We start from the raw sequence: 25,344 nt of genomic DNA, 5'->3' as shown, positions 1-25,344 counted from the left end.
GAGATGATGTTGAACGTTCAACCAGGTCAACAAGGACGACCGTAGACCTATTCCGGTGACGCTTCAACCTCTTCGGCGGAGTGTTGGCCCGATGGCACGGAGGTGGTAGACGAAACGGTCATGGATCCCCAGCGCCGGCCCTCCGCCTTACCCGCCCCCACCCGCCGGGCCCTCCTGCTCACGGCAGCCCTGATGGCGACGACCACCGCCGCCACCCCGGGGCTCCCCGTGGACGCGGCCGTCGACCCCTACGACACCCTGCGCCGACGCTGGCTCGACCTCACCCTCGGCACCGGCTACGACCCCGCCACCGAGCCGTACGCCTCCCGTCTCGCCGAAACCGGCGACCTCGCCCGCGGCTTCCGAGCCACCATGACCCCCACCCCCACCTCGCTCTGGCCCGACCGCCCCTACGACCCGCCCTCCGGGATCACCCAGAGCTACGGCCGCCTGTGGACCATGGCCCAGGCGTACGTCCGGCAGGGCACCGGCTCCACCGGCGACCCCGCCCTCCTCACGGACGTACTCCGCGGCCTCGACCACCTCTCCGCCACCGTCTACAACCCCACCACCACCCGCTACGGCAACTGGTGGGAATGGCAGATCGGCAGCCCGCGCCTGCTCATGGACCTCACGGCCGCCCTGCACGACCACCTCACCGACGCCCGACGCCAAGCCGCCTGCGCCGCCGTCGACCACTTCATCCCCGACATGATGCTGACCGACTACTCCGGCACCTCCACCGGCGCCAACCGCGTCGACCTGTGCCGCTCCGTCGCCCTGCGCGGCATCCTGGGCCGGGCCCCCGACCGGATCGCCCTCGCCCGGGACGCCCTCTCGCCGGTCTTCCCGTACGTGACCGAGGGGGACGGGCTCTACGCGGACGGCTCGTTCGTGCAGCACACCTGGGTCGCCTACTCGGGGACGTACGGCCAGGTCATGCTCGACGGCCTCGGCCGCCTCTTCGCGCTGCTCGCCGGCTCCGCGTGGGAGGTCACCGACCCGAACCGGCAGATCATCCTCGACAGCGTCGACCACGCGTACGCGCCCCTGATCCACGACGGACTGGTGATGGACAGCGTCAACGGCCGTGCCATCAGCCGGGGTCACCTCAGGAGCGACGACCGCCACGTCCTGCGCGGCGACCATTTCCACGGGCAGCAGATCATCGCCGCCATCGCCCTGCTCGCCGAAGGGGCGAGCGCCGCGGAACGGCAGCGCTGGTACGGCCGTATCAAGGGCTGGATCGAACGGGACACCGTGGCCCCGATCCTGACGGCGCCCCAGTTCGGCGTGGCCGACCTGGCCCGTCTGCACGCCGTCGCCGCCTCCCCGGTCGCCCCCGCCCCCGAGCCGACCGGCCACCACCTCTTCCCGGCCATGGACCGCGCCGTCCACCGCCGCCCCGCCTTCACCGCGAGCCTCGCCATGGCGAGCGACCGCATCGCGCACTACGAGTGCGGCAACGGCGAGAACCCGCGCGGCTGGCACACGGGTGCGGGGATGGTCGCCTGGTGGCCGAGAGGCCGCGGAGACCAGTACACCGACTGGTACTGGCCGACCGTCGACTGGTACCGCCTCCCCGGCACCACCGTCTCCACCAGGCGCCTCCCCGACCGCGCGGGCGGTCGATGGGGCGAACCCAAGCCGGACGTGCGGTGGGTCGGCGGCACGACCGACGGCGAGTACGCGGCGATCGGCCAGCATCTGAAGGGGCTGGGCTCGACCCTGGAGGCCCGCAAGTCGTGGTTCTGCGTCGCCGACGCGGTCGTGTGCCTCGGCGCCGGCATCACCTGCACCGACGGCGTCCCCGTCGAGACGGTCGTCGACAACCGCAACCTGGGCGAGGACGGCACCCCGGCCTTCGTGCGCGGCCACGGCTGGGCCCACCTGGAGGACCACGGCGGGTGGCTCCTCCCGGCAGGAGACCTGCGCACCCTGCGCGAGGACCGCACCGGCGCCTGGTCGGACATCAACACCGGCGGCACGACCGAGCGCCGCACCCGCCGCTGGCAGACCCTCTGGCTGGACCACGGCACCGACCCGGTGGACGCCTCGTACGTCTACGTCCTCATGCCCGGAGCCGCCCGGCGTACGGTCGCCGCCCGCGCCGCCGACCGCCACTGGCTGTCGGTCCTCGCCAACGACACCGTCCGTCAGGCCGTCAGGATCCCCTCCCTGGGCCTGACGGCCGCCACCTTCTGGCAGGCCGGCACCGCGGGCGGACTGACCGTGTCCGCCGGCGCGAGCGTGTTGGTCCGCCGACACGGCCGCACCGCTACCCTCTGCGTGAGCGAGCCACCCCGCACCGGCGAGCCCCTGGAGATCACCTGGGAGCACCCGGTGAGCGGCGTCATCCGCGCGGACGAATCGGTCGAGGTGGTCTCCGCAGGCCGCCGATTGCGCCTCCGTGTCACTCCGGGGAGGGCATGTGCCACCCATGAATGTGAGGTGACTCTCACCGGATGAGTTTGTGCGACCCCTACAAGGGCGATGCCCTCTGAGCAGTCAGAAGGGCTGCATGCCGCCCGGGTTCTGTTCAGGGGTACCAAGGAAACGGTCCGGAGACTGTACGGAGTCGACGGCGAGCTTTCCTTGGTGGACTTCGTAAGGTCGCTACATGACCGTTTTGGATGAGGCGCCGGGTGAGTCGACCGACGAGTCGACGGGTGAGCCGACGGACGCGCGCGGGCGGGTCGCCGAGCTGCACGAGATCCGTGCGCAGGCGCTGGCCGGCCCCGGCGAGAAGGCGACCGCGGCGCAGCACGCCAAGGGCAAGCTGACCGCACGGGAGCGCATCGAGCTGCTCCTGGACCCGGATTCCTTCCGCGAGGTCGAACAGCTGCGGCGACACCGGGCGACCGGCTTCGGCCTGGAGGCGAAGAAGCCCTACACGGACGGGGTCATCACCGGCTGGGGCACCGTCGAGGGCCGTACGGTCTTCGTCTACGCCCACGACTTCCGCATCTTCGGCGGCGCGCTGGGCGAGGCCCACGCCACGAAGATCCACAAGATCATGGACATGGCCATCGCGGCCGGTGCGCCCCTGGTCTCCCTGAACGACGGTGCCGGTGCCCGTATCCAGGAAGGCGTCTCGGCCCTCGCGGGCTACGGCGGCATCTTCCAGCGCAACACCAAGGCCTCCGGGGTCATCCCGCAGATCTCGGTGATGCTCGGCCCGTGCGCGGGTGGCGCGGCCTACAGCCCCGCCCTCACCGACTTCGTGTTCATGGTCCGCGAGACCTCGCAGATGTTCATCACCGGCCCGGACGTCGTCAAGGCGGTCACCGGCGAGGAGATCACCCAGAACGGCCTCGGTGGCGCCGACGTGCACGCCGAGACCTCCGGCGTCTGCCACTTCGCCTACGACGACGAGGAGACGTGCCTCGCCGAGGTGCGCTACCTGCTGTCGATGCTCCCGCAGAACAACCGGGAGAACCCGCCCCGGGTGGAGCCGGGCGACGCGACGGACCGGCGCAGCGACGTCCTGCTCGACCTGGTCCCGGCCGACGGCAACCGGCCGTACGACATGACCAAGGTCATCGAGGAGATCGTCGACGACGGCGACTACCTGGAGGTCCACGAGCGCTGGGCCCGCAACATCATCTGCGCCCTGGCCCGTCTCGACGGTCAGGTGGTGGGCATCGTCGCCAACCAGCCGCAGTCCCTGGCCGGGGTCCTGGACATCGAGGCGTCGGAAAAAGCTGCACGCTTTGTCCAGATGTGCGACGCTTTTAACATCCCGATCATCACTTTCCTGGACGTCCCCGGGTTCCTCCCGGGCGTCGACCAGGAGCACGGCGGGATCATCCGGCACGGAGCGAAGCTGCTCTACGCCTACTGCAACGCAACCGTGCCGAGGATCTCCCTGATCCTGCGCAAGGCCTACGGAGGTGCGTACATCGTCATGGACAGCCAGTCCATCGGTGCGGACCTCACCTACGCCTGGCCCACCAACGAGATCGCCGTCATGGGCGCGGAAGGCGCGGCCAACGTGATCTTCCGCCGCCAGATCGCCGAGGCCGAGGACCCCGAGGCCATGCGGGCCCGCATGGTCAAGGAGTACAAGTCCGAACTCATGCACCCGTACTACGCGGCGGAGCGCGGCCTGGTCGACGACGTCATCGACCCCGCGGAGACCCGCGAGGTCCTGATCAAGTCGCTGGCGATGCTGCACACCAAGCACGCCGACCTGCCGTCCCGCAAGCACGGCAACCCCCCGCAGTAACCCTGCGGAACCTCTGCGGTACCCCCGCGGAAACCTCTCTCACGGAGACTGACACCCATGACCACGCCTGACATTCGTGTCGAGAAGGGCCACGCCGAGCCCGAGGAAGTCGCCGCCATCACGGCCATCCTCCTGGCCCGCGCGGCGGCCGCCCCTGCCGCCCCGACCCACCGAGCCCGCCCGAAGGCAGGCTGGCGCCGCCTGGAGCGCGAGCCCGGCTTCCGCGCCCCGCACAGCTGGCACTGAGCCCCGCGCACAACCCCCGAAGGCCCCGACCGCCCCCTTGGGCGGCCGGGGCCTTCGCGCATAGGTTGGAGCCCCTGCGACGGAAGCGGGGGAAGCGGTGGGCGTGCCACGCGAGTTGGCGGACGAGGTCGAACTGATCGCCGCGATGGTGAAGCCCTTGGGGGAGCGGCCGATCGACTTCAACGACCCCGACTGGGAGACCCGCCTGCGGGAAGGGCCCAGGCCGCTGGACGAGGCGAACGTCCGCGAGGAGGCGGAGGCGGCCCTGAGCCGGCTGCTCGGCCTCTACGAAGGCGGCGACGAGCCGACCCGCGTCGCCGTGCGCGCCCTGCTGGAGCGCTGCCACCACTTCCACTGGGCCACCGGCCTCCCGGAAGCGCGGACGACCGAGGGCTTCCGCCGCCACCTCGTCTATCTGTCCGCCAGGGACCACGGCCGCGACACTCGGGACGAGATGGTCGAGTTGAACCGGCTGTGCGAAGAAGCCCGCGCCGCACACGTCGACATCCGCCCCCTCCTCCTGGAGGTCGCCGAACTCTCCAGCGACCAGGAGAAGTACGGGATGGGATCCATCCGGCAGATCCTGCTCAGGGCGGCCGGCCGCGACCCCGTAGGGCTTCTGGTGAGCCCCGGGGCACGCGAACGGCCCCCGTGCCTCCCGAGGGAGGTGCAGGGGCCGTCCGGAGTCTCTCGCTACCGCAGGCGTGCCATCAGAGCGTGCTCCACGAGCGTGATCAGCGCCGACTTCGCGTCCGCGCGGTGGCGGGCGTCCGTCGTGATGATCGGGGTGTCGGGGCCGATCTGGAGGGCCTCGCGGACCTCGTCCGGGTTGTACGGCTGGTTGCCGTCGAAGCCGTTGAGGGCGATCACGAAGGGGAGACCGCTGTTCTCGAAGTAGTCGACCGCGGGGAAGCAGTCGGCGAGGCGGCGGGTGTCCACCAGGACGATGGCGCCGATCGCGCCGCGCACCAGGTCGTCCCACATGAACCAGAAGCGGTCCTGGCCGGGTGTACCGAAGAGGTACAGGATCAGGTCCTGGTCCAGCGTGATGCGGCCGAAGTCCATGGCCACCGTGGTGGTGGTCTTGTCGCCGGTGTGGGTGAGGTCGTCGATGCCCGCCGAAGCAGACGTCATCACGGCCTCGGTGCGCAGCGGGTTGATCTCCGAGACGGCGCCGACGAACGTGGTCTTGCCCACGCCGAAGCCGCCAGCCACCACGATCTTCGCGGACGTGGTGGAGCGGGAAGGCCCTCCGCTAGAGCTTGCGAAGTCCACTGAGCACCCTTTCGAGCAGTGTCACGTCTGGCTGGCCGCCGGCGTTCTCGTCGCCGCCGGGCTGATGGATGGCGACCAGGCCCGCCTCCGCCAAGTCGGCGACGAGGATCCTGGCCACGCCGAGAGGGATCGTCAGGAGGGCCGAGATCTCGGCCACCGACTTGATCTCCCGGCAGAGGTTGCAGATCCGCTGATGCTCGGGCAGCTGCCCCTGCATCTGGTGCGGAGCCGCGGTGGTGTGCACCAGCGCCTCGATGGCGAGCTGGTACCGCGGCCTGGTGCGGCCGCCCGTCATGGCGTAGGGGCGCACCAGGGGGTTGTTCGCCGCCCCGGCGGGCGCGGGCTCAGGGGTGCGTCGATGCGGCTGCACGGGCTGGATACGCGGCGCTGGCGGCTGGTCGTACGGCGACGGCCCGGGACCCTGGGGGCCCTGGGGCGCGTACGGCTGCTGACGCCGCTGGCTCGGTGCGGAGGGGAAGTTGTAACGGTTCGGGTTCTGGGAACCGTCGCCTTGGCCCTGGCCAGGGCCGTACGACCAGTTACCCGAAGGTGAACCGCCTGGGGGTGTTGCCACTTTCTCTCCTCCTCCGACTGTGCCTGGCACCCATCACTGTGGAGCCGCGTCCCGAAACCTTATGGCCTCGGGACGCCAAAACGCACCGTGTGTCTGCTAGTTGAGCAGGCTCCCTTGGAGCTCCGCACGCAGATCGGGTGTCAGGACCGTACCGGCGCGGTCCACAAGGAGCGCCATCTCGTACCCGATGAGGCCGATGTCCGCCTCCGGATGTGCGAGAACCGCGAGCGACGAACCGTCGGAAACGGACATGATGAAGAGGAATCCCCGCTCCATCTCCACAACCGTCTGGTTCACCGCGCCGCCCTCGAAGATACGGGAGGCGCCTGCCGTCAAAGACGTCAGACCGGAGGCGACGGCCGCGAGCTGGTCGGCACGGTCACGGGGAAAGCCTTCGGACATCGCCAGAAGGAGTCCGTCGGCGGAGACCACCACCGTGTGGGACACCCCGGGGGTGTTGTCCACGAAGTTGGTGATCAACCAGTTCAGGTTCTGCGCCGCCTGGCTCATCGGGCTCACACTAACGCTCCTGGTTGTAGGTGCTGTCAGAACCGAAGCCCTGACCGTTCGTTTCGCTTCCTGCGCTGCGGCCCCGCTGGACACCGCGACGCAGGTTGCTCAGCCTGCCCCGGACGTCCTCGGGAGCGCGGGAGACCTGTGGGCCTCCCTGATGGGTGGTCTCGGCGGCTCCCTCGACCAGGTTGGCCTTGGGCACCCGCCGCGGCAGACCGGAGGAGGTGACCCCGCCCGCCTTGGGCTTGCGGAGCTGCGAGGCCTGCTGCCAGCGCGCGTCGTTCGCCGAACGCCAGTCGGGGTCGCCGTTGCTCTCGGCGGGGGCCGACGGCTCCTGGTTCACGTGCCGCGCGCCGCCCGAGCCGTTCGCGGCGCTCGGGGTGGATCCGCGGCGCGGGAGACCGGCGTCGGTCAGGTCGTGGCTGGCGGAGGAGGTCGGTCCCGGTTGTTCGAAGCCTACGCGGTCCCGCTCACTCACGTCAGCGGCCTGCACGGACTCCGCTTGCGGAGCGTACTGGTCCTGGTACCCGTTGCGGTAGCCGTCCTGCTGCGGCCAGTCGTCCTGGTAGGACTGCTCTTCGAAGCCCGAGAACGTCTCCGGGGCGGCCGCACGGGCCGGCGCGGGCTCCTCGCGGACCGGCTCCGGATAGGCCGGCTCCGGGTAACCACCGTTGGAGGAGAAGGCGTCGTTCTGCGGCAGGCCGCCGTTCGGCGCGTAGTACCCCTCGTCGTACGACGGTCGCTGCGGCTCCTCGTACGCGGCCCGCTGCGGGTCCTCGTAGGCCGTCTGCTGCCGCTCCTCGTACGACGGCTGCCGCTGCTCCTCGTACGCCGTCTGAGGGTCGTACGAGGGCTGCTGCTGCTCCTGGTAGCCGCCCGGGCCGTCGAAGGCCTCGGCGTACCCGGCGGAGTCGGGGGACTGCTGGTCGGACGGCTGGCCGTGGGGGCCCTGGGACTCCAGGGCCGCGCGGCGCTCCTCACGCATCAGCGAGCGGCCCACCGGGTCCAGCTCCCTGATGTCGTCCGGGACCTCGGTGTAGCGGCTGTCGTCGAAGCCCAGCTCCGCGGCCGTGCGCATCGGCAGGCCGTTGTTGAAGTTCTCGCCCTGGAAGTTCTGCTGCTCCGGGATGATCTGCGAGACCGTGAACTCGTCGCGCTGCTGCTCGCCGCCGCTGCCGCCGTGCGTGATCGCGTCGGGCAGCATGACCAGCGAGGTCGTGCCCGCCTGCTCGCCGGAGGGACGCAGCTGGACGCGGATGCCGTGCCGGTCGGACAGCCGGCCGACCACGAACAGGCCCATGCGCTGGGAGATCGCGGCGTCCACGGTCGGCGGGTTGGCCAGCTTGTGGTTGATGTCCGCGAAGTCCTCGGCGGTGAGGCCGATGCCCTTGTCGTGGATCTCGATCATGATGCGGCCGTCGGGCAGCCGGGTCGCGGTGACGCGGACCTTGGTCTGCGGCGAGGAGAACGTGGTGGCGTTCTCCAGCAACTCGGCCAGCAGGTGCACGAGGTCGGTGACCGCGCGGCCGTGGATCTCGGCCTCCGGCACGCCGGACAGCTCGATGCGCTCGTACTGCTCCACCTCGGAGGAGGCGGCGCGCAGCACGTCGACCAGCGGGACCGGCTGGTCCCAGCGACGGCCGGGCTCCTCGCCGGCGAGGACCAGGAGGTTCTCGCCGTTGCGGCGCATACGGGTGGCCAGGTGGTCCAGCTTGAAGAGGTTCTCCAGCTGGTCCGGGTCGGCCTCGTTGTTCTCCAGGTCGGTGATCAGGGTCAGCTGGCCCTCGATCAGCGACTGGTTGCGGCGCGACAGGTTGGTGAAGATCGCGTTGATGTTGCCCCGCAGCAGGGCCTGCTCGGCGGCGAGCCGGACGGCCTCGCGGTGGACCTGGTCGAAGGCCCGGGCGACCTCGCCGATCTCGTCCCTGGTGGTGATCGGGATCGGCTGCACACGGGTGTCGACGCGGCCGGGGTCGGTGCGCGAGAGCTGGTCGACGAGCATCGGCAGACGCTGCTCGGCGATACCGAAGGCGGCGTTGCGCAGCTGGCGCATCGCACGGCTCATCTGGCGGGCCACCATGCCGGCCAGGATGAACGCGGCGAGCAGGGCGACCACGACGGCGGCACCGGTGATGAGCGCGTCACGCTTGGCGCTGTCGGCGATGTCGTTGGCCTCGCTCACCGCGGTGTCGGCCAGGTCCTTCTCGATGGCGTTGTACGCGTTGAACTTGAGCGTGGTGACCGCCCACCAGTTCTCCGCGGTGATGCCCTCCTGGGCCAGGGCGGCACGCTCGCTCGTGTCCGTGGAGGACAGCGAGGCGAGCTTCGTGACCATCGTGGTGGGGTTGGAGGGCGGCGGAACGTAGTCCGGGTCCTTGGCCTTGGCCTCCGCGGCCATCTTCGCGCCGTCGGCCTTGATCTGCGTCTCGGCCTGCGAGAGCTTGGTGATGTCCCCTTCGGTGCCACCGCTCGTGTACTCCTGGATGGCGATGCCCTCCAGGTACGCGTACGAGGTGAGGGCGACCCGCTGCTTGGCCAGGTCCGCGGTCTCGGGACCGGGCTTGATCAGCATGTGCATGCCGATGGAGCGGTCCAGGGAGAGCGCGCCCTTGGTCAGCGAGATGGCGTAGACCGTACGGCCGTAGCTGGTGATGTTGCCGGTGCCCAGGCCGAGCTCGTTGGCGAACTCCAGCAGCCGGTGCTCGGTGTCGACATAGCCCTCTTCCGTCTGCACGCCGGAGAGCTGGTCGGTGTAGGCGGCCTTGCGGAGCTTCGCCAGATTCGGCTCCACCTCGCGGAAGCGCTCCAGGCGCCGCACCAGGTTGGGCCGGTCCGGCATGTTCTGGACGGCCTCGTCGAAGGCGTCGGCCGCCTTGTCGGTGTTCGCGCGGGCCTGTACGACCGTCTTGTCCTTCTCGCCCTTGCCCTGGAGCAGGGGGGCGGCGGTCACGTCGCGCTCGACGAGCAGTTCGTTGCCGTAGGCCAGTGCGGCCCGCACCAGACGCGCGGTGTTCTCCGCGTCCTCGGCCTCCTGCCAGGTGTCGATCGAGCTCTTCACCTGGAAGCCGCCCATGACGAGGCCGACCACCACGGGTATGAGCAGGATCGCGTTCAGCCGGGTCGGCACCCGCCAGTTGCGCGGGGAGAAACGGCCGCCGCTGGAAGCGGGCGTGGCCGTCGGCTCCGAACCTGACACATGGGCGGACGCCGCTCCGCGCGGCGGCGGGGTGAAGTTGCCCCGGGCCGACGGCTCGGGACCGTTCTTGCTTCGCCTCACTCGACCAACAACCTTCCGGCGGTCGGCACCTAACGTTGTGCCGCTGTGTCTCAGAGCCCGTTGTGCCATCGACTGGGGAGTACGTCTTTGACTATTGGGCAGTTCAGGCATTCCAGCACGTGGTCCTGTGCAGTTCCAAACAGTGGAGGCCAGGGATCCGGAGTGATGTAAGCCCCAGATAAAACGGTCATAAAGAGCGAGCCCCGCCAAAAGACGGGGCGTTCGTGCGCGCAGCGACACCGACTGACCGCGACGAGTGGCCGTACCACCCGATTCCTCTGCCGAAACGTTATGAACACCGGGGCCGACCGTGTCAAAGGACACAGCCGGCTCCGGAGCTTCTACGACAACTTGCGTACGGCACTACCGATTTGCGTGCTATCGCAACCGTGCCATCAGAGCGTGCTCCACCAGCGTGATCAGCGCACTCTTCGCATCGGACCGATGGCGGGCGTCCGTCGTGATGATCGGGGTGTCCGGACCGATCTGGAGCGCCTCGCGCACCTCCTCGGGAGCATACGGCTGGTGCCCCTCGAAGCCGTTCAGCGCGACGACGAACGGCAGACCGCTGTTCTCGAAGTAGTCGACCGCGGGGAAGCAGTCGGCGAGGCGGCGGGTGTCCACCAGGACGATGGCGCCGATCGCGCCGCGCACCAGGTCGTCCCACATGAACCAGAAGCGGTCCTGGCCCGGCGTACCGAAGAGGTACAGGATCAGGTCCTGGTCCAGCGTGATGCGGCCGAAGTCCATGGCCACCGTGGTGGTGGTCTTGCCTCCGGTGTGGGTGAGGTCGTCGATGCCCGCACTCGCGGACGTCATCACGGCCTCGGTGCGCAGCGGGTTGATCTCGGAGACGGCGCCGACGAACGTGGTCTTGCCCACGCCGAAGCCGCCCGCCACCACGATCTTCGCGGAGGTGGTCGCCCGGCCTCCGTCAGAGCTTGCGAAGTCCACTGAGCACCCTTTCGAGCAGTGTCACGTCCGGAGCACCGGTGCTGTCGTCGCCACCCGGCTGGTGAATGGCGACGAGTCCGGCCTCCGCGAGGTCCGCGACGAGGATGCGGGCCACGCCGAGCGGCATGGCCAGGAGCGCCGAGACCTCGGCGACCGACTTCACCTCGCGGCACAGGTGGCAGATCCGCTGGTGCTCCGGGAGCAGTCCCATGAGCGCCGCCGGGTCGGCCGTGGTGCTGATCAGGGCCTCGATGGCGAGCTGGTAGCGCGGCCGGGTCCGGCCGCCGGTCATCGCGTACGGACGTACCAGCGGCTGGTCGCCCTCATCCTCGTACGGCTCCGCGTACGGATCATGAGAGGCGGTGGGCGGGGTCATGAGTCCTCCGGGCGGGACAGCAAGTCGGTCAGTCAAGCCGTCTGACAGGGGCCGGTGGGGGGATTGTGGCGGCCGGACGGTGATTTGGTGAGGCGGGTGGATCCTGTGGCGGTCAGTGGAGCAGACTGCCTTGGAGTTCGGCGCGCAGGTCGGGCGTGAGTACCGCGCCCGCGCGGTCGACCAGGAGCGCCATCTCGTAGCCGACGAGGCCGATGTCGCAGTCGGGGTGAGCGAGAACGGCCAGGGACGAGCCGTCCGAGACGGACATGAGGAAGAGAAATCCCCGTTCCATCTCGACGACCGTCTGTGCCACGCTGCCGCCCTCGAAGATCCGGGAGGCCCCGGCCGTCAGGGACGTCAGACCGGAGGCGACTGCGGCCAACTGGTCGGCGCGGTCGCGCGGGAAGCCTTCGGACATTGCCAGAAGGAGGCCGTCGGCGGACACGACGACGGTGTGGGACACCCCTGGGGTGTTGTCCACGAAGTTGGTGATCAACCAGTTCAGGTTCTGTGCCGCCTGGCTCATCGGACTCAACTAACGCTCCTGCTGGTGAGTGGGGCTCGGGAAGCTTCCGGTCTGGCCGGTACCGGCCTGTCGACCTTGTGCAATGCCCCGACGGAGATTGGTCAGCCGGCCGCGTACGTCGTCAGGCGCACGCGAGACCTGCGGACCGGCTTGGTGCTGTTGCTGCTGTGCCGTGCCCGGAACGAGGTTCGCCCGGGGCACCCGGCGCGGCAGGCCGGAGGTGGTGACGCCGCCCGCGGCCGGCTGCCGTACGCGCTCTGCCTGCCGGACGAGGTCGTCGTTCGGAGAGCTGCGCCAGGAGCTGGCCACGGGACGTTGAGGAGCGGCGGGAGCCTGCGGCTGCTGCTGCGGGGCCGCCGGGGTGGGAGCGGAGCCGTTGCCCTGCTGCCCGTTCTGCTGCTGCCCGTGGAACCAGTTGGTCTCGAGCGTGTCGTAGAGCGGCGTACGGCCGTCACCGGGACCCGCGGGCGGCAACGCCTCGGGCTCGCGCTGGGCGGGCCGCTGCTGCGGACGCTGCGGGACCGGCGGACGGGGGGCACCGAAGTCGGCGCCGCCCTGCGTGCCGTTCGGCTGCGGGCGGTCGAACTGGCCGGTGGAGCCGTTGTCGTAACCCGGCGCGGGGAACTGGCCCGTGGCACCGGCGTCGTAGCCCGGCGCGGGGAACTGGCCCGTGGAGCCGCTGTCGTAGGCCTGGGGCACCGCGAACGGACCCGTTGCCGACGGATTCGACGAGGCCGGGGGGGTGTTCGGTTCGACCGGGGCGCCGAAGACGTCCGGGCGGACGAAGTGACCCGAGTTCTGGACGCCGTTCGTGCCGGGACGGGGGAACTGGCCCGTGCTCTGGGGACCGCTGTTCCCTCCGGAGGCCGGTGCGCCGGTGCCCTGACGGCCGTCGCCGCGCGGGATCGCCGGCATCTCCGTGGTCGCGCCCGGGCCCTGCCGGTCGTCGAGCCGCGGCATCCGGGAGGTCTGCGCAGGGTCCTGCTCGTCATGGCCGCGCGGGGTGTCGAGCGAGGCCCGCGGCACCGGCGGCTGAGCGTTCTCGTCGCTCCAGCTGGGCACGCGGGGCTGCGGGCTGTTGCCGCCGGGCAGCTCGGCCCGCGGACCGCCGCGGCCCGGCAGCTGCGGCCGACGGCGCCGACCCTGCGGCTCGTTGCCCGAGTTCGACGGCTGCTGGGAGGGCGGCGACTGCGGCATCGCGGGGCCACGGTTGCCCCCGAAGGCGTCCTGGCCCTGCGAGGCGTTGGTGCCCGCGGCCTGCAGGCCCTGCGGGGCGCCCGGCGCCTGGCCGCCGAAACCGGCACCGGCCGGAGCGGGGCGGCCTTGCGGCGGCATACCCGGACCCTGCGGTCCGCGCGGCGCACCACCGGGACGACCGCCACCGTCACGCCCGGGCAGCGCGGCGCGCGGCCCCTGACCGGCGTTGAGCCGGCCTCCTGTGGGCGCACCGGCGCCGAGAGCACCGGCGCCCGCACCGGCGGGAGCGCCGCCGAGGACACCGCCGCCCTGCTGGCCGCCGCCGCGACGAGCGGCCGCCACACCGGCGGCCTGCCCGCCGCTGCCGGCTCCGCCGGCCTGGCCGGGCTTGGGCTGGGGCTTCTTGCCACCCTGGGCGACGTCCACGGGCAGCATGACCAGCGCGGTCGTACCACCGGAGTCGGACGGGCGGAGCTGGATGCGGATGCCGTGACGCTGAGACAGCCGGCCGACCACGAACAGACCCATGCGGCGGGAGACCGAGACGTCCACGGTGGGCGGCGAGGCGAGCCGCTCGTTGATCGCGGCCAGGTCCTCCGGGGAGAGGCCGATGCCGGTGTCGTGGATCTCGATCAGCACCCGGCCGTCGGGCAGCGCGTGACCGGTGACCTTGACCTTGGTCTGCGGGGAGGAGAACGAGGTCGCGTTCTCCAGCAGCTCGGCGAGCAGGTGCACGAGGTCGTTGACGACCCGGCCGGCCACTTCGGTGGTCGGCACCGAGGACAGCTCGATGCGCTCGTACTGCTCCACCTCGGACGCGGCGGCGCGGAGCACGTCGACCAGCGGGACCGGGCGGGTCCAGCGGCGGCCGGGCTCTTCACCGGCGAGAACGAGGAGGTTCTCACCGTTACGGCGCATGCGGGTCGCGAGGTGGTCGAGCTTGAACAGAGAGGACAGCTGGTCGGGGTCGGCCTCGCGGGACTCCAGTTCGGAGATCAGCGACAGCTGGCGCTGGATCAGACCCTGGGAGCGGCGCGAGAGGTTGGTGAACATCGCGTTGACGTTGCCCCGCAGCAGGGCCTGCTCGGCGGCGAGGCGGACCGCCTCGCGGTGCACGTCGTCGAAGGCCGCGGCCACCTGGCCGATCTCGTCCCGGGAGTGCACACCGACGGACTCGACGGAGGTGTCGACGTCCTGCGGGTCGGATTCCGACAGCTGCTTGACGAGCTCGGGCAGCCGGTCCTGGGCGACCTTGTTGGCGGTCTCCTGGAGCCGGCGCAGCGAGCGGATCATGGAGCGGGCGATGACGAAGGCGCCGACCAGGGACACACCGAGCACGAGCAGGATCAGCGCACCGGAGATGTACGCCTCGCGCTCCGCCTCGTTGCGCAGCTCGCGGGCCTTCTGCTCCATGTCCTCGAGCAGCGTGTGCTCGATGTTGCCCATCTGCTCGATCTTGGTCGAGCTGTCGTCCACCCAGTCCTTGTACGACCGCTTGTCCAGGTCGGCGAGACCACCCGAGGTCCGCAGGGCGCGGCTGGCGTAGGTGTCGGTGGCCTGGATGGTCGGGTTGCCCTCTTCGATGGGCTTGAGGAGCTCGGGGGCGTTGTCGGTGCCGTAGATGCTCCGGAAGCTCGAGAGCTCGGAGTCCTCGCTCTCCAGGGCGCCCTCGGCGTACAGCCGGTCGTTCTCGGTGAGCTTGCCGAACGTGGTGTTGCCGGTGGGCAGCGCCGCCGCGAGGATCGCGCGCTGGATGGACGCGTACTCCTTGGCCGACGAGAACGCCGACAGGGCGCGCGTGCGCTGGATCATCTCGGGGTTGCTGGTGGCCTCCGCCATGTCCTGCGAGAGGTCGAGCAGGTGGGTGACGAGGCGGTGGTAGCCCTCGACGGTCTGGGAGGCGTTGTTCTTGGTCTCGTAGGCGGCGCTGCGGATCTTCTCGAGGCCGCCCAGGTCGCGGATGAGGCCGACGAGGCTCTCGCGGACGCCCTGGAGGTTGCCGTCCTTGCTGGAGGCGTCGATCTCCTCGGCGGCGTCCTGGAAGGCGGTCATGGCCCGGTCGGTCTTGTCCCGGTAGCCCTTGACCGTGTAATCGGTCGCGGAGGAGCCGTGCGCCAGCGGACCGGCGGACTGGTCGCGCTCCTCCTGGAGCGCGGCGGCCAGCTCGGTGGCCTGCTTGGTCATCTCCGTCAGCAGCTTCATGTTGTCGAGCTGCTGGATGTCGTCCATGGAGCTGTTGATGCGCAGCGCACCGAGTGAGGTGGCCGCGACCACGGGGAGCGCCAGCAGCGACACCAGACGCGTGGAGATACGCCAGTTGCGCAGGGCTATTCGCGGACCGGGGCCGCTCGGGCCCTTCGGCGGCTTCACGTCCGGCGTGGTCGGAGTGGCGGGGCCGCTCGACGCGGACGCGCCGGGGCGCCCGGAGCGCTCACCGCCGTCACCGGACGGGGCCGGACCCGGGTTCTGGGCGTGCTGGGGCGAGGAGCTGCCGGCCGTCGGGCCAGTCCCGCCGTGCGGCTCCGGCTCCGCCGAAGCACTGCCATCCCTCTTGAAACGTCCCTGCACTAGCGTCGCAACCTCTGGACCAGGCGCCCCTCCGCGCGAACGGAAGGACGGTGTCGGCGTCGTAGGGGGGCGCCCTGAAATACGCTCCCCTGGTGGTCGTGAGTGACCGGCGCGCTGGTTCCCCCTATCTCGCCGCCACTCGGCGCTTCTCTGCGCCCCCTGTGCGCCGGCTCGATACCTGCGGCGGTCCGTGGAATTCCAGCACAGTGCCGGATCTCCAACAAGGCCCGTGGTCATGCCGTGACCTACGTGACACCACGTGAGTGCCGGGTCACCGGACGTAGAACCTGATCTGCCACATACCGGACATGTGCGAGCGAATCGCCCGGGGGTAAGCGGTGTCCCAGTCGCCATGATCAGGAGCGGAATGATGGCTTCAGGGGGGCAATGTCCGTTTCGTTGGGGTGGGTTGCGAGTCGGGTTTGCCCGTTTTGCCCCTAGGTAAGTGAGCAAACTCACACACCGATCTTGGGGGCTGTGCACCTCGTCCGGGGAATCGCATGTTTAGCCTGACGCTTTACAGGGATGGCAAATCCGACAACCCGCGCCGGTCCAGGGACCCTTCGGCCCGCACGTACTCCCGGCGCCCGTACAGGACAGGTCTCGTACAACCGTGAAGACGACGATGATGTTCCGCCACACCGCCAACCCGCGGCGCACGACGCTGGCACACCTCGAGGACGCCGACGAACTGCAGACCCCGGAACAGCCGGAGCACGCCATCGACCTCCCGGCCCAGACCGCCAACCCCCGCCGCACCATCCTGATGGAGATCCCCGCCACGGCCGGCTCCGTCCAGGAGTAGATCATCAACGCCGCCGGTGATGTCAAGGGCGCCCACGCGAATGCGCGAGGCGCCCGCCCCTCGGGCCTGCCCGGCCGCGTTAGCCTGGAGCGTCAGACTCCAGCCAGCTCAGTGAGGGGCGCAAGGATCTCGTGCGCATCGCCAGATTCTCCATCGACGGGAACGTCGCCTTCGGCGCGGTCGAGGGTGACAGGCCGGACGAACTCGTCCTGGACATCATCAAGGGCATCCCGTTCGCGGACTTCGAACTCTCCGGTACGAAGGTCCCGCTGAGCAAGGTGAGGCTGCTGCCGCCGGTGCTCCCCAACAAGGTCGTGGCCTTCGGCCGCAACTACGCCGAGCACGCGCGCGAGCTGGGCAACGAGGTCCCCGACGCCCCGTTCGCCTTCTTCAAGCCCTCCACCTCGGTGATCGGCTCCGGCGACGAGATCCAGTACCCCGGCTTCACCGAGGACCTCCACCACGAGGCCGAACTGGCCGTGGTCATCGGCCGGATGTGCCGCGAGGTCCCGCGCGAGCGCGTCAAGGACGTCATCCTCGGCTACACCTGCGCCAACGACATCACCGCCCGCGACGTCCAGAAGCGCGAGAAGCAGTGGGCCAGGGCCAAGGGCTTCGACAGCTCCTGCCCGCTGGGCCCCTGGGTGGAGACGGACCTCGACCCGTCCGACCTGACCATCCAGCTCACGGTCAACGGCGGGCAGCGCCAGCTCGGCCGCACCAGCGAGATGATCCACTCCATCGAGGACCTGATCGTCAACATCACCGAGGCCATGACGCTGCTCCCGGGCGACGTGATCCTCACGGGCACCCCGGCAGGCGTCGGACCGCTCACCGTCGGCGACGAGGTCGCCGTCACCATCGAAGGCATCGGCACTCTCACCAACAAGGTTGTCAAGCGTGGCTAGCGCACCCGTCCCCGCCGTCCGAGTACGGTTCTGCCCGTCGCCCACCGGTAACCCCCACGTGGGCCTGGTTCGCACCGCCCTGTTCAACTGGGCGTTCGCCCGGCACCACGAGGGCACTCTGGTCTTCCGCATCGAGGACACCGACGCGGCCCGCGACTCCGAGGAGTCCTACGGCCAGCTCCTCGACTCGATGCGCTGGCTGGGCTTCGACTGGGACGAGGGCCCCGAGGTCGGCGGCCCGCACGCGCCGTACCGCCAGTCGCAGCGCATGGACCTCTACAAGGACGTCGCGCACAAGCTCCTGGAAGCCGGCCACGCCTACCACTGCTACTGCTCCCAGGAGGAGCTGGACACCCGCCGCGAGGCCGCCCGCGCCGCCGGCAAGCCGTCCGGCTACGACGGCCACTGCCGCGACCTGAGCGCGGAGCAGGTCGAGGAGTACAAGGCCCGGGGCCGCACCCCGATCGTCCGCTTCCGCATGCCCGACGAGACGATCACCTTCACGGACCTGGTCCGCGGCGAGATCACGTACCTCCCGGAGAACGTGCCAGACTACGGGATCGTACGAGCGAACGGCGCCCCGCTGTACACGCTGGTGAACCCGGTCGACGACGCGCTGATGGAGATCACGCACGTCCTGCGCGGCGAGGACCTGCTGTCCTCGACGCCCCGCCAGATCGCCCTGTACAAGGCCCTGATCGAGCTGGGCGTCGCCCAGCAGATCCCGTCCTTCGGACACCTGCCGTACGTGATGGGCGAGGGCAACAAGAAGCTCTCCAAGCGCGACCCGCAGTCCTCCCTCAACCTCTACCGCGAGCGTGGCTTCCTGCCCGAGGGCCTGCTCAACTACCTCTCCCTGCTGGGCTGGTCGCTCTCCGCCGACCAGGACATCTTCGCGATCGACGAGATGGTCGCGGCGTTCGACATCGCGGACGTGAACCCCAACCCGGCCCGTTTCGACCTGAAGAAGTGCGAGGCGATCAACGCCGACCACATCCGGCTGCTCGACGTGAAGGACTTCACGGAGCGCTGCCGCCCGTGGCTTCAGCCCCCCTTCGCCCCCTGGGCGCCGGAGGCCTTCGACGAGACCCAGTGGCAGGCGATCGCCCCGCACGCCCAGACCCGCCTCAAGGTCCTCTCCGAGATCACCGACAACGTCGACTTCCTCTTCCTCGCCGAGCCGGTCTTCGACGAGCCGAGCTGGACGAAGGCGATGAAGGAGGGCTCGGACGCCCTGCTCCGCACGGCCCGCGAGAAGCTGGAGTCGGCGGACTGGACGTCCCCGGAGTCCCTGAAGGAGGCCGTCCTGGCCGCCGGCGAGGCCCACGGTCTCAAGCTCGGCAAGGCCCAGGCCCCGGTCCGCGTCGCCGTCACCGGCCGCACCGTCGGCCTCCCCCTCTTCGAGTCCCTGGAGATCCTCGGCAAGGAGAAGACGCTGGCCCGCATCGACGCGGCCCTGGCGAAGCTGACGGCGTAGCGCACGCGCGCGTGAAGGGGCGGCACCCGGATCACCGGTGCCGCCCCTCCGCCATTCCGCCGGACGTGGCGCCTGTCCCCGCGTTACCGTCGGACCATGAGCATTCGCGCCGTGGTCTGGGACGTCGACGACACCCTCTTCGACTACACCGCGGCCGACCGTGTCGGCATGCGCGTCCATCTCGCGGCCGAGGGGCTGCTCGACACGTACGACAGTGTCGAGCAGGCCATCGTGCGGTGGCGGGAGATCACGGACCGCCAGTGGGCGCGATTCTCGGCGGGGGAGACCTCCTTCCAGGGACAGCGCAGGGACCGGGTGCGGGTGTTCCTGGGCGAGGAACTGAGCGACGCCGACGCCGACGCGTGGTTCGAGCGGTACATCGCGCACTACGAGACCGCCTGGGCCCTCTTCCCGGACGTTCTGCCCGCCCTGGACGCCCTGGCCGCCAGCCACCGACACGCCGTGCTGTCCAACTCCAGCATCCACGTCCAGGACCGCAAGCTGCGCGTCCTCGGCGTGCACGACCGCTTCGAGGTCATCCTGTGTGCGGCGGAGCTCGGCGTCTCCAAGCCCGAGGCCGGCGCCTTCCTGGCCGCCTGTGACGCCCTGGAGCTGGCCCCGCACCAAGTGGCGTACGTCGGCGACCACCCGGAGATCGACGGGCGGGGCGCCGCTGACGCCGGGCTGCTGTCGGTCTGGATCGACCGCGATGGCGTCCACACCGTCGGTGACGCCTTCGTCGGCCCGCACCGGATCGCCTCGCTCGCCGAACTCCCCGCGATCCTCGGCGCGGATACCCGTTTTGGAGCCCCGTCCACCTTCGGGTAATGTTCTTCCTGCGCCGCCGGGGAGCGGGCCGAAAGGCCGGAACCCGGGGGAGCACACTAGAACAAGACCCCTTCAGGGGCTTGCGTTCCAGTGGCCTATGGTGTAATTGGCAGCACGACGGTTTCTGGTTCCGTTAGTCTTGGTTCGAGTCCAGGTAGGCCAGCTCGCAGAGCTCATCTGCAAAAAGCGGAGTGATCTCCGCGAAGCCCCCGTTGTGTAGCGGCCTAGCACGCTGCCCTCTCAAGGCAGTAGCGCCGGTTCGAATCCGGTCGGGGGTACAGATCCTTCCCAGGGGGACAGTCCGGGTCGCACCCGCTGACTCTCATGCAGGATCGCTAGGGCCCCCGTTGTGTAGCGGCCTAGCACGCCGCCCTCTCAAGGCGGTAGCGCCGGTTCGAATCCGGTCGGGGGTACGAATTGGTCTGAACCACATTGGTCTATGGTGTAATTGGCAACACTACGGTTTCTGGTACCGTCATTCTTGGTTCGAGTCCAGGTAGACCAGCTCGGACCTGCGGAAACGCAGAGTCCACGCCCCCGTTGTGTAGCGGCCTAGCACGCCGCCCTCTCAAGGCGGTAGCGCCGGTTCGAATCCGGTCGGGGGTACATGCGAGTCCTGAGGGCCTCCACTTCGGTGGAGGCCCTCAGGCGTTCCCGGGCCCAGGGCCTGAGGTCGGGTACGGCCGCCTGGTGCAGCAACCGGCCGTGCTCCACGTTCAGTTCGGGATCCCGGTCGTAGCCGAGCCGACGGAAGGTGGGACGTGCGGCCCAGGGATTCGTCGTCGACATGGCGGAGCACCTCGCGGACCGTCGTCACCGGCAGCCGCCCGACCTGGATCATCCCCGGCACCACGCGGTGCACCAGTGCGATCTGCTCCGACATGCCGCCCTTCGGCCTCGCGGCGGCCACGGGGGTGCCGGCGGTCGAGAGCCGGGGGCGGCGGGCGGCGCAGTGGTTCGCGCGCCGCTCGGTCGGGGCGGCGAAGAAGACCACTTGAGGAGGACCGGGGGAGCGAGAAGGGCCTGCCGCGGCGTTGAGGCAGGCCCTTCTCGCTGATGTCCCTGAAGCGGTTGTCCCGAAAACCTCAGCCCGTCCGGCGCAGGGCCTCGGAGAGGCGGCCGGCGGCGTCGATGACCGCCTGGGCGTGCATACGGCCCGGGTGGCGCGTCAGGCGCTCGATGGGGCCGGAGACCGAGACGGCGGCCACCACCCGGTTCGAAGGGCCGCGCACGGGCGCGGAGACGGAGGCGACGCCCGGCTCCCGCTCACCGATGGACTGGGCCCAGCCCCGGCGTCGGACGCCCGAGAGGGCGGTGGCCGTGAAGCGGGCGCCCTGCAGACCCCGGTGCAGGCGCTCCGGCTCCTCCCAGGCCATCAGGATCTGCGCGGAGGAGCCCGCCTTCATCGTGAGCGTCGAGCCGACCGGGACCGTGTCCCGCAGGCCGGACAGGCGCTCCGCCGCGGCGACGCAGATGCGCATGTCGCCCTGGCGACGGTAGAGCTGGGCGCTCTCGCCCGTGATGTCACGGAGGTGGGTGAGGACCGGGCCCGCCGTGGCGAGAAGGCGGTCCTCGCCGGCGGCCGCGGCCAGCTCGGCGAGCCGGGGGCCGAGAATGAAACGGCCCTGCATGTCACGCGCCACCATGCGGTGGTGTTCCAGAGCCACGGCCAGTCGGTGGGCCGTGGGCCGTGCCAGTCCGGTGGCCGAGACCAGACCCGCGAGGGTGGCCGGACCGGACTCCAGAGCGCTCAGAACAAGGGCCGCCTTGTCCAGAACGCCGACGCCGCTACTGTTGTCCATGAAACGATACTCGCGTCTCACTCTGTGAAACGCAAGTTCAATTTTCGGTGGAACACGCCACTCTGGAAGACACAGCGGCCCGCAGACCAACGGGTCCGGTGGCGGACGCTCGGGAACAGGGGCGCGGGCGCCGCATCCTCAAGATCTCTAGTTGGGCCGGGGCACTATTTCCGGCCGGAGGGAAAGCGATGGGTAGGACACTCGCGGAGAAGGTCTGGGACGACCACGTCGTCCGGCGCGCCGAGGGCGAGCCCGACCTCCTCTTCATCGATCTGCACCTGCTGCACGAGGTGACCAGCCCGCAGGCCTTCGACGGCCTCCGCAAGACCGGTCGCCAGGTGCGCCGCCTCGATCTGACCATCGCGACCGAGGACCACAACACCCCGACCCTCGACATCGACAAGCCCATCGCCGACCCGGTGTCCCGGATCCAGCTGGAGACGCTGCGCAAGAACTGCGCCGACTTCGGTGTCCGGCTGCACCCGCTGGGCGACGTCGAGCAGGGTGTCGTGCACGTCGTGGGCCCGCAGCTCGGTCTGACCCAGCCGGGCATGACGGTCGTCTGCGGCGACTCCCACACCTCCACGCACGGCGCCTTCGGCGGTCTGGCGTTCGGCATCGGCACCTCCCAGGTCGAGCACGTGCTGGCCACCCAGACGCTGCCCATGGCCCGCCCGAAGACCATGGCCATCACCGTCAACGGCGATCTGCCCGACGGCGTCACCGCCAAGGACCTGATCCTGACGATCATCGCCAAGATCGGCACGGGCGGCGGCCAGGGCTACGTCCTGGAGTACCGCGGCTCCGCCATCGAGCAGCTCTCGATGGAAGCCCGCATGACCATCTGCAACATGTCGATCGAGGCCGGCGCCCGCGCGGGCATGATCGCCCCCGACGAGACCACCTTCGAGTACCTCAAGGGCCGTCCGCACGCCCCCGAGGGCGAGGACTGGGACGCGGCCGTCGCGTATTGGAAGACCCTGAAGACGGACGCGGACGCCGAGTTCGACGCCGAGGTCGTGATCGAGGCCGCCGAGCTGGCGCCGTTCGTCACCTGGGGCACCAACCCCGGCCAGGGCGCGCCGCTTTCGGCCCACGTCCCCGACCCTGCTTCGTACGAAGACGCTTCGGAGCGCTTCGCCGCCGAAAAGGCCCTGGAGTACATGGGGTTGGAGGCCGGGCAGCCGCTGCGCTCCATCAAGGTGGACACCGTCTTCGTAGGCTCGTGCACCAACGGCCGCATCGAGGACCTGCGCGCCGCCGCCGAGATCGTCAAGGACCGCAAAGTCGCCGACGGCGTACGGATGCTGGTCGTCCCGGGCTCCGCGCGGGTCGGTCTGCAGGCCGTCTCCGAGGGCCTGGACGTCGTCTTCAAGGACGCCGGCGCCGAGTGGCGGCACGCGGGCTGTTCGATGTGTCTGGGTATGAACCCGGACCAGCTGGCCCCCGGTGAGCGCTCCGCGTCCACCTCCAACCGCAACTTCGAGGGCCGACAGGGCAAGGGCGGTCGTACGCACCTGGTGTCGCCGCAGGTCGCAGCCGCGACGGCGGTCCTGGGCCACCTGGCCTCCCCGGCCGACCTGTCCGACGCCGAGACCCGTACGCCCGCTGGAGTCTGAGAGTCATGGAAGCATTCACCACGCACACCGGCCGGGCCGTCCCGCTGCGGCGCAGCAACGTCGACACCGACCAGATCATCCCTGCTCACTGGCTCAAGAAGGTGACCCGGGACGGGTTCGAGGACGGGCTCTTCGAGGCCTGGCGCAAGGACCCGTCGTTCATCCTCAACCAGCCCGAGCGCAAGGGCGCGACCGTCCTGGTCGCCGGCCCCGACTTCGGCACCGGCTCCTCCCGTGAGCACGCCGTCTGGGCGCTGCAGAACTTCGGCTTCAAGGCCGTCATCTCCTCGCGCTTCGCGGACATCTTCCGCGGCAACTCGCTCAAGAACGGCCTGCTCACGGTGGTTCTGGAGCAGAAGATCGTGGACGCGCTGCAGGAACTCACGGAGAAGGACGCGACTGCTGAGGTCACTGTGGACCTTGAGGCTCGTGAGGTGCGGGCCGAGGGCATCACCGCGGCCTTCGAACTCGACGAGAACGCCCGTTGGCGGCTGCTGAACGGGCTGGACGACATCTCCATCACCCTGCAGAACGAGGCCGACATCGCGGCGTACGAGGCCAAGCGCCCGTCGTACAAGCCGCGGACGCTCCAGATCTGACCCGAGCGGACGCCCGGAGCAACTGAACAGGTCGAGTTTCGGCCACCGCGGCACCCCCGCTGTACCCCCGATCGGCCCGATCGGGGGTACAGCCATGTCTGCACCCGAACGGCCCTGCCTGCTGCGACCAGGCTTCTCAACTTCCCACGTTAGGCGGGGTGTTGCCGGGGTACGCGGTCGTTGTGACCGTGGCTCCGACAGGCGCCAGGGAGGCCGTTCGAGGCGGCAGTTGCCCCCTGAGCAGGCGACAACTCGCCCCAGATGGCACAATCTGTGCATGGAACACGACGGCCAACTCGAGCTCTATGCGGCAGTCGCGGACCAACTCAAGGAAGCGCACACAAGAGTGCGCGCACTGCAAGTCCCGGAGGGCGTACGGATGGCGCTGACCCGGAAGCTGCTGGTCATTACGGCCGCGGCCAAGCACGATCTCGCCGATGCGACAAGGCGTCTGGAGCGGTTCGTGGCGGACCTCGACGCGGGTCGTGTCCCCGAAGAGGAACGCTGAACGAGTCCAGGACAGTCGAGTTCGTTGCGGCGCGCGGGTGATAAGCCCGTTTCGTGTTTGATTTGCGGTATATATCTGCCTAACGTGCGAAAAAGCTTGAACACTTTCGTTCTGGCAATGTCTCCGAAGGGGAAGACGTGAACAAGGCGCAGCTCGTAGAAACGATTGCCGACAAGATGGGCGGCCGACAGCAGGCTGCCGACGCTGTCGACGCGGTCCTGGACGCCGTCGTCCGTGCGGTCGTCGCAGGTGAAAGGGTTTCGGTCACCGGTTTCGGTTCGTTCGAGAAGGTCGACCGTCCGGCCCGTTACGCCCGCAATCCCCAGACCGGCGAGCGGGTTCGGGTCAAGAAGACCTCCGTGCCGCGCTTCCGCGCGGGCCAGGGTTTCAAGGACCTGGTGAGCGGCTCGAAGAAGCTCCCGAAGAACGACGTCGCCGTCAAGAAGGCCCCCAAGGGCAGCCTGACCGGCGGTGCTTCCGCGACGGTCAAGAAGGCCGCCGCCAAGAAGGCCACCACCAGGACCGCCGCCGCGAAGAAGACCACCACCGCGAAGAAGACGACGGCCAAGAAGACCACGGCCACCGCGAAGAAGACCACGGCGAAGAAGGCGCCCGCCAAGAAGACTTCGGCGACCGCCGGCACTACCGCCGCGAAGAAGACCACCGCCAAGAAGGCGACGGCCAAGAGCGCTCCGGCGAAGAAGGCGACGGCCAAGAAGGCCCCCGCCAAGAAGTCGACCTCTCGCACCACCACCGCCAAGAAGGCCACCGCCCGCAAGAGGTAAGGGCACAGGGGCACTCACACGCCGGGCCGGACTCCCCACGGAGCCCGGCCCGCGGCGTGTCCGTCGGGTGTTCAGAAGGTGTGGAGCGTGACCAGAGTGATCCGGCGGGCCTCGCCCTCGCCCTCCGTCTCGACGCGCACCCGCTGCCCGGGCCGCAGCAGTCTGAGCCCGCCCGCGTCGAACGCCGGGGCGTCGAAGGGCACCGGGGTGCCGTCGTCGAGGAGCACCTGCCCGCTGCGGCTGTCGGGGTCGTACGTGTATGCGGTCGCCTGCATGGCC

At 69.8% G+C, this 25,344-nt stretch carries 21 protein-coding genes, 5 tRNA genes and 1 pseudogene; 16 read left to right on the top strand and 11 right to left on the bottom strand.

Annotation, left to right across the window (positions count from 1 at the left end):
• The first annotated feature begins 120 nt into the window (after positions 1 to 120).
• The 3 genes from ACFWWR_RS08670 (at position 121) to ACFWWR_RS08660 (ending at position 4,474) form a co-directional block, all read left to right on the top strand.
• The gene (locus ACFWWR_RS08670; protein WP_384302591.1) at positions 121 to 2,469 is read left to right on the top strand and encodes a polysaccharide lyase 8 family protein; all 2,349 of its coding nucleotides are present in this window, start codon (positions 121 to 123) and stop codon (positions 2,467 to 2,469) included.
• A 151-nt stretch (positions 2,470 to 2,620) separates the two neighbouring features.
• Positions 2,621 to 4,228: an acyl-CoA carboxylase subunit beta gene (locus tag ACFWWR_RS08665; protein WP_383861062.1), complete on the top strand. Its 1,608-nt coding sequence runs from the start codon at positions 2,621 to 2,623 to the stop codon at positions 4,226 to 4,228.
• Positions 4,229 to 4,285: 57 nt separating this feature from the next.
• Positions 4,286 to 4,474 (top strand): acyl-CoA carboxylase subunit epsilon, encoded by a 189-nt coding sequence (locus tag ACFWWR_RS08660; protein WP_384302589.1) that lies wholly within the window; start codon positions 4,286 to 4,288, stop codon positions 4,472 to 4,474.
• Between the two features lie 693 nt (positions 4,475 to 5,167).
• Here the strand turns inward: ACFWWR_RS08660 and ACFWWR_RS08655 are convergent.
• The 8 genes from ACFWWR_RS08655 to ACFWWR_RS08620 form a co-directional block, all read right to left on the bottom strand.
• The gene (locus ACFWWR_RS08655; RefSeq protein ID WP_026248371.1) at positions 5,168 to 5,749 is read right to left on the bottom strand and encodes an ATP/GTP-binding protein; all 582 of its coding nucleotides are present in this window, start codon (positions 5,747 to 5,749) and stop codon (positions 5,168 to 5,170) included.
• Complete coding sequence (locus ACFWWR_RS08650) at positions 5,730 to 6,323, bottom strand: DUF742 domain-containing protein (RefSeq protein WP_383861068.1); 594 nt, start codon at positions 6,321 to 6,323, stop codon at positions 5,730 to 5,732. Before ACFWWR_RS08650 ends, ACFWWR_RS08655 begins: the two co-directional genes overlap by 20 nt.
• Positions 6,324 to 6,419: 96 nt before the next feature.
• Positions 6,420 to 6,833 carry a roadblock/LC7 domain-containing protein gene (locus tag ACFWWR_RS08645; RefSeq protein ID WP_003993185.1) on the bottom strand — a complete coding sequence of 138 codons (414 nt, stop codon included), beginning with the start codon at positions 6,831 to 6,833 and terminating at the stop codon, positions 6,420 to 6,422.
• A 10-nt stretch (positions 6,834 to 6,843) separates the two neighbouring features.
• On the bottom strand, positions 6,844 to 10,113 hold the full coding sequence (locus ACFWWR_RS08640) for a nitrate- and nitrite sensing domain-containing protein (RefSeq protein ID WP_384302587.1): 3,270 nt from the start codon (positions 10,111 to 10,113) through the stop codon (positions 6,844 to 6,846).
• Positions 10,114 to 10,491: 378 nt separating this feature from the next.
• Positions 10,492 to 11,067 (bottom strand): ATP/GTP-binding protein, encoded by a 576-nt coding sequence (locus ACFWWR_RS08635; RefSeq protein WP_046258886.1) that lies wholly within the window; start codon positions 11,065 to 11,067, stop codon positions 10,492 to 10,494.
• Complete coding sequence (locus ACFWWR_RS08630; protein ID WP_030045307.1) at positions 11,048 to 11,443, bottom strand: DUF742 domain-containing protein; 396 nt, start codon at positions 11,441 to 11,443, stop codon at positions 11,048 to 11,050. Before ACFWWR_RS08630 ends, ACFWWR_RS08635 begins: the two co-directional genes overlap by 20 nt.
• Positions 11,444 to 11,555: 112 nt before the next feature.
• A complete protein-coding gene (locus ACFWWR_RS08625; protein ID WP_030611534.1) occupies positions 11,556 to 11,969 on the bottom strand; it encodes a roadblock/LC7 domain-containing protein in 414 nt (137 codons plus the stop codon).
• 9 nt (positions 11,970 to 11,978) lie between these two features.
• Positions 11,979 to 15,734 (bottom strand): nitrate- and nitrite sensing domain-containing protein, encoded by a 3,756-nt coding sequence (locus ACFWWR_RS08620; RefSeq protein ID WP_383861076.1) that lies wholly within the window; start codon positions 15,732 to 15,734, stop codon positions 11,979 to 11,981.
• 613 nt (positions 15,735 to 16,347) lie between these two features.
• Between ACFWWR_RS08620 and ACFWWR_RS08615 the strand changes: the two genes are divergently transcribed.
• The 9 genes from ACFWWR_RS08615 to ACFWWR_RS08575 all read left to right on the top strand — a co-directional run bounded on the left by ACFWWR_RS08615 (position 16,348) and on the right by ACFWWR_RS08575 (position 20,358).
• The gene (locus ACFWWR_RS08615) at positions 16,348 to 16,539 is read left to right on the top strand and encodes a hypothetical protein (RefSeq protein ID WP_383861079.1); all 192 of its coding nucleotides are present in this window, start codon (positions 16,348 to 16,350) and stop codon (positions 16,537 to 16,539) included.
• A gap of 131 nt (positions 16,540 to 16,670) precedes the next feature.
• Positions 16,671 to 17,447, top strand: a complete 777-nt coding sequence (locus ACFWWR_RS08610; RefSeq protein ID WP_383861082.1) for a fumarylacetoacetate hydrolase family protein — start codon at positions 16,671 to 16,673, stop codon at positions 17,445 to 17,447.
• A complete protein-coding gene (gltX, locus tag ACFWWR_RS08605) occupies positions 17,440 to 18,924 on the top strand; it encodes a glutamate--tRNA ligase (RefSeq protein ID WP_383861085.1) in 1,485 nt (494 codons plus the stop codon). Before ACFWWR_RS08610 ends, gltX begins: the two co-directional genes overlap by 8 nt.
• A 96-nt stretch (positions 18,925 to 19,020) precedes the next feature.
• A complete protein-coding gene (locus ACFWWR_RS08600) occupies positions 19,021 to 19,752 on the top strand; it encodes an HAD family hydrolase (protein WP_383861087.1) in 732 nt (243 codons plus the stop codon).
• A gap of 91 nt (positions 19,753 to 19,843) precedes the next feature.
• A tRNA-Gln gene (locus ACFWWR_RS08595) sits at positions 19,844 to 19,915 on the top strand.
• Positions 19,916 to 19,957: 42 nt separating this feature from the next.
• A tRNA-Glu gene (locus ACFWWR_RS08590) sits at positions 19,958 to 20,030 on the top strand.
• Positions 20,031 to 20,092: 62 nt separating this feature from the next.
• Positions 20,093 to 20,165: transfer RNA gene (locus ACFWWR_RS08585), tRNA-Glu, on the top strand.
• A gap of 20 nt (positions 20,166 to 20,185) precedes the next feature.
• Positions 20,186 to 20,257 (top strand) — tRNA-Gln (locus ACFWWR_RS08580).
• Between the two features lie 28 nt (positions 20,258 to 20,285).
• Positions 20,286 to 20,358: transfer RNA gene (locus ACFWWR_RS08575), tRNA-Glu, on the top strand.
• Between the two features lie 136 nt (positions 20,359 to 20,494).
• Here ACFWWR_RS08575 and ACFWWR_RS08570 read toward each other — a convergent pair.
• A pseudogene (locus tag ACFWWR_RS08570) lies at positions 20,495 to 20,608 on the bottom strand (transcriptional regulator); the annotation flags it as partial.
• 229 nt (positions 20,609 to 20,837) lie between these two features.
• Positions 20,838 to 21,554 carry an IclR family transcriptional regulator NdgR gene (ndgR, locus tag ACFWWR_RS08565; RefSeq protein WP_383861093.1) on the bottom strand — a complete coding sequence of 239 codons (717 nt, stop codon included), beginning with the start codon at positions 21,552 to 21,554 and terminating at the stop codon, positions 20,838 to 20,840.
• 188 nt (positions 21,555 to 21,742) lie between these two features.
• Here ndgR and leuC point away from each other — a divergent pair, with 188 nt between their 5' ends.
• From leuC to ACFWWR_RS08545, 4 genes are all read left to right on the top strand, one after another.
• On the top strand, positions 21,743 to 23,173 hold the full coding sequence (gene leuC, locus ACFWWR_RS08560) for a 3-isopropylmalate dehydratase large subunit (RefSeq protein ID WP_383861096.1): 1,431 nt from the start codon (positions 21,743 to 21,745) through the stop codon (positions 23,171 to 23,173).
• 5 nt (positions 23,174 to 23,178) lie between these two features.
• A complete protein-coding gene (gene leuD / locus ACFWWR_RS08555; RefSeq protein ID WP_383861099.1) occupies positions 23,179 to 23,772 on the top strand; it encodes a 3-isopropylmalate dehydratase small subunit in 594 nt (197 codons plus the stop codon).
• A 277-nt stretch (positions 23,773 to 24,049) separates the two neighbouring features.
• Positions 24,050 to 24,280 (top strand): hypothetical protein, encoded by a 231-nt coding sequence (locus tag ACFWWR_RS08550; RefSeq protein ID WP_383861102.1) that lies wholly within the window; start codon positions 24,050 to 24,052, stop codon positions 24,278 to 24,280.
• A 137-nt stretch (positions 24,281 to 24,417) separates the two neighbouring features.
• On the top strand, positions 24,418 to 25,065 hold the full coding sequence (locus ACFWWR_RS08545) for an HU family DNA-binding protein (RefSeq protein ID WP_383861104.1): 648 nt from the start codon (positions 24,418 to 24,420) through the stop codon (positions 25,063 to 25,065).
• A gap of 71 nt (positions 25,066 to 25,136) precedes the next feature.
• Here ACFWWR_RS08545 and ACFWWR_RS08540 read toward each other — a convergent pair whose 3' ends face one another.
• The gene (locus tag ACFWWR_RS08540; RefSeq protein WP_040906068.1) at positions 25,137 to 25,340 is read right to left on the bottom strand and encodes a hypothetical protein; all 204 of its coding nucleotides are present in this window, start codon (positions 25,338 to 25,340) and stop codon (positions 25,137 to 25,139) included.
• Positions 25,341 to 25,344: the final 4 nt, after the last annotated feature.

It is taken from the genome of Streptomyces sp. NPDC058678, from assembly GCF_042714835.1.
Taxonomy (GTDB): Bacteria; Actinomycetota; Actinomycetes; order Streptomycetales; family Streptomycetaceae; genus Streptomyces.
Note: the sequence above shows the minus strand (reverse complement) of the source record. Positions and strands in the feature narration are given on the sequence as shown.

Bases quoted from the DNA above. Each gene is read 5' to 3' on its own strand.
- ACFWWR_RS08645 (WP_003993185.1), bottom strand. From the start codon at position 6,833: ATGAGCCAGGCGGCGCAGAACCTGAACTGGTTGATCACCAACTTCGTG.
- ACFWWR_RS08670 (WP_384302591.1), top strand. From the start codon at position 121: ATGGATCCCCAGCGCCGGCCCTCCGCCTTACCCGCCCCCACCCGCCGG.
- ACFWWR_RS08630 (WP_030045307.1), bottom strand. From the start codon at position 11,443: ATGACCCCGCCCACCGCCTCTCATGATCCGTACGCGGAGCCGTACGAG.
- leuC (WP_383861096.1), top strand. From the start codon at position 21,743: ATGGGTAGGACACTCGCGGAGAAGGTCTGGGACGACCACGTCGTCCGG.
- ACFWWR_RS08625 (WP_030611534.1), bottom strand. From the start codon at position 11,969: ATGAGCCAGGCGGCACAGAACCTGAACTGGTTGATCACCAACTTCGTG.
- ACFWWR_RS08550 (WP_383861102.1), top strand. From the start codon at position 24,050: ATGGAACACGACGGCCAACTCGAGCTCTATGCGGCAGTCGCGGACCAA.
- ACFWWR_RS08665 (WP_383861062.1), top strand. From the start codon at position 2,621: ATGACCGTTTTGGATGAGGCGCCGGGTGAGTCGACCGACGAGTCGACG.
- ACFWWR_RS08600 (WP_383861087.1), top strand. From the start codon at position 19,021: ATGAGCATTCGCGCCGTGGTCTGGGACGTCGACGACACCCTCTTCGAC.
- ACFWWR_RS08540 (WP_040906068.1), bottom strand. From the start codon at position 25,340: ATGCAGGCGACCGCATACACGTACGACCCCGACAGCCGCAGCGGGCAG.
- ndgR (WP_383861093.1), bottom strand. From the start codon at position 21,554: ATGGACAACAGTAGCGGCGTCGGCGTTCTGGACAAGGCGGCCCTTGTT.
- ACFWWR_RS08660 (WP_384302589.1), top strand. From the start codon at position 4,286: ATGACCACGCCTGACATTCGTGTCGAGAAGGGCCACGCCGAGCCCGAG.
- leuD (WP_383861099.1), top strand. From the start codon at position 23,179: ATGGAAGCATTCACCACGCACACCGGCCGGGCCGTCCCGCTGCGGCGC.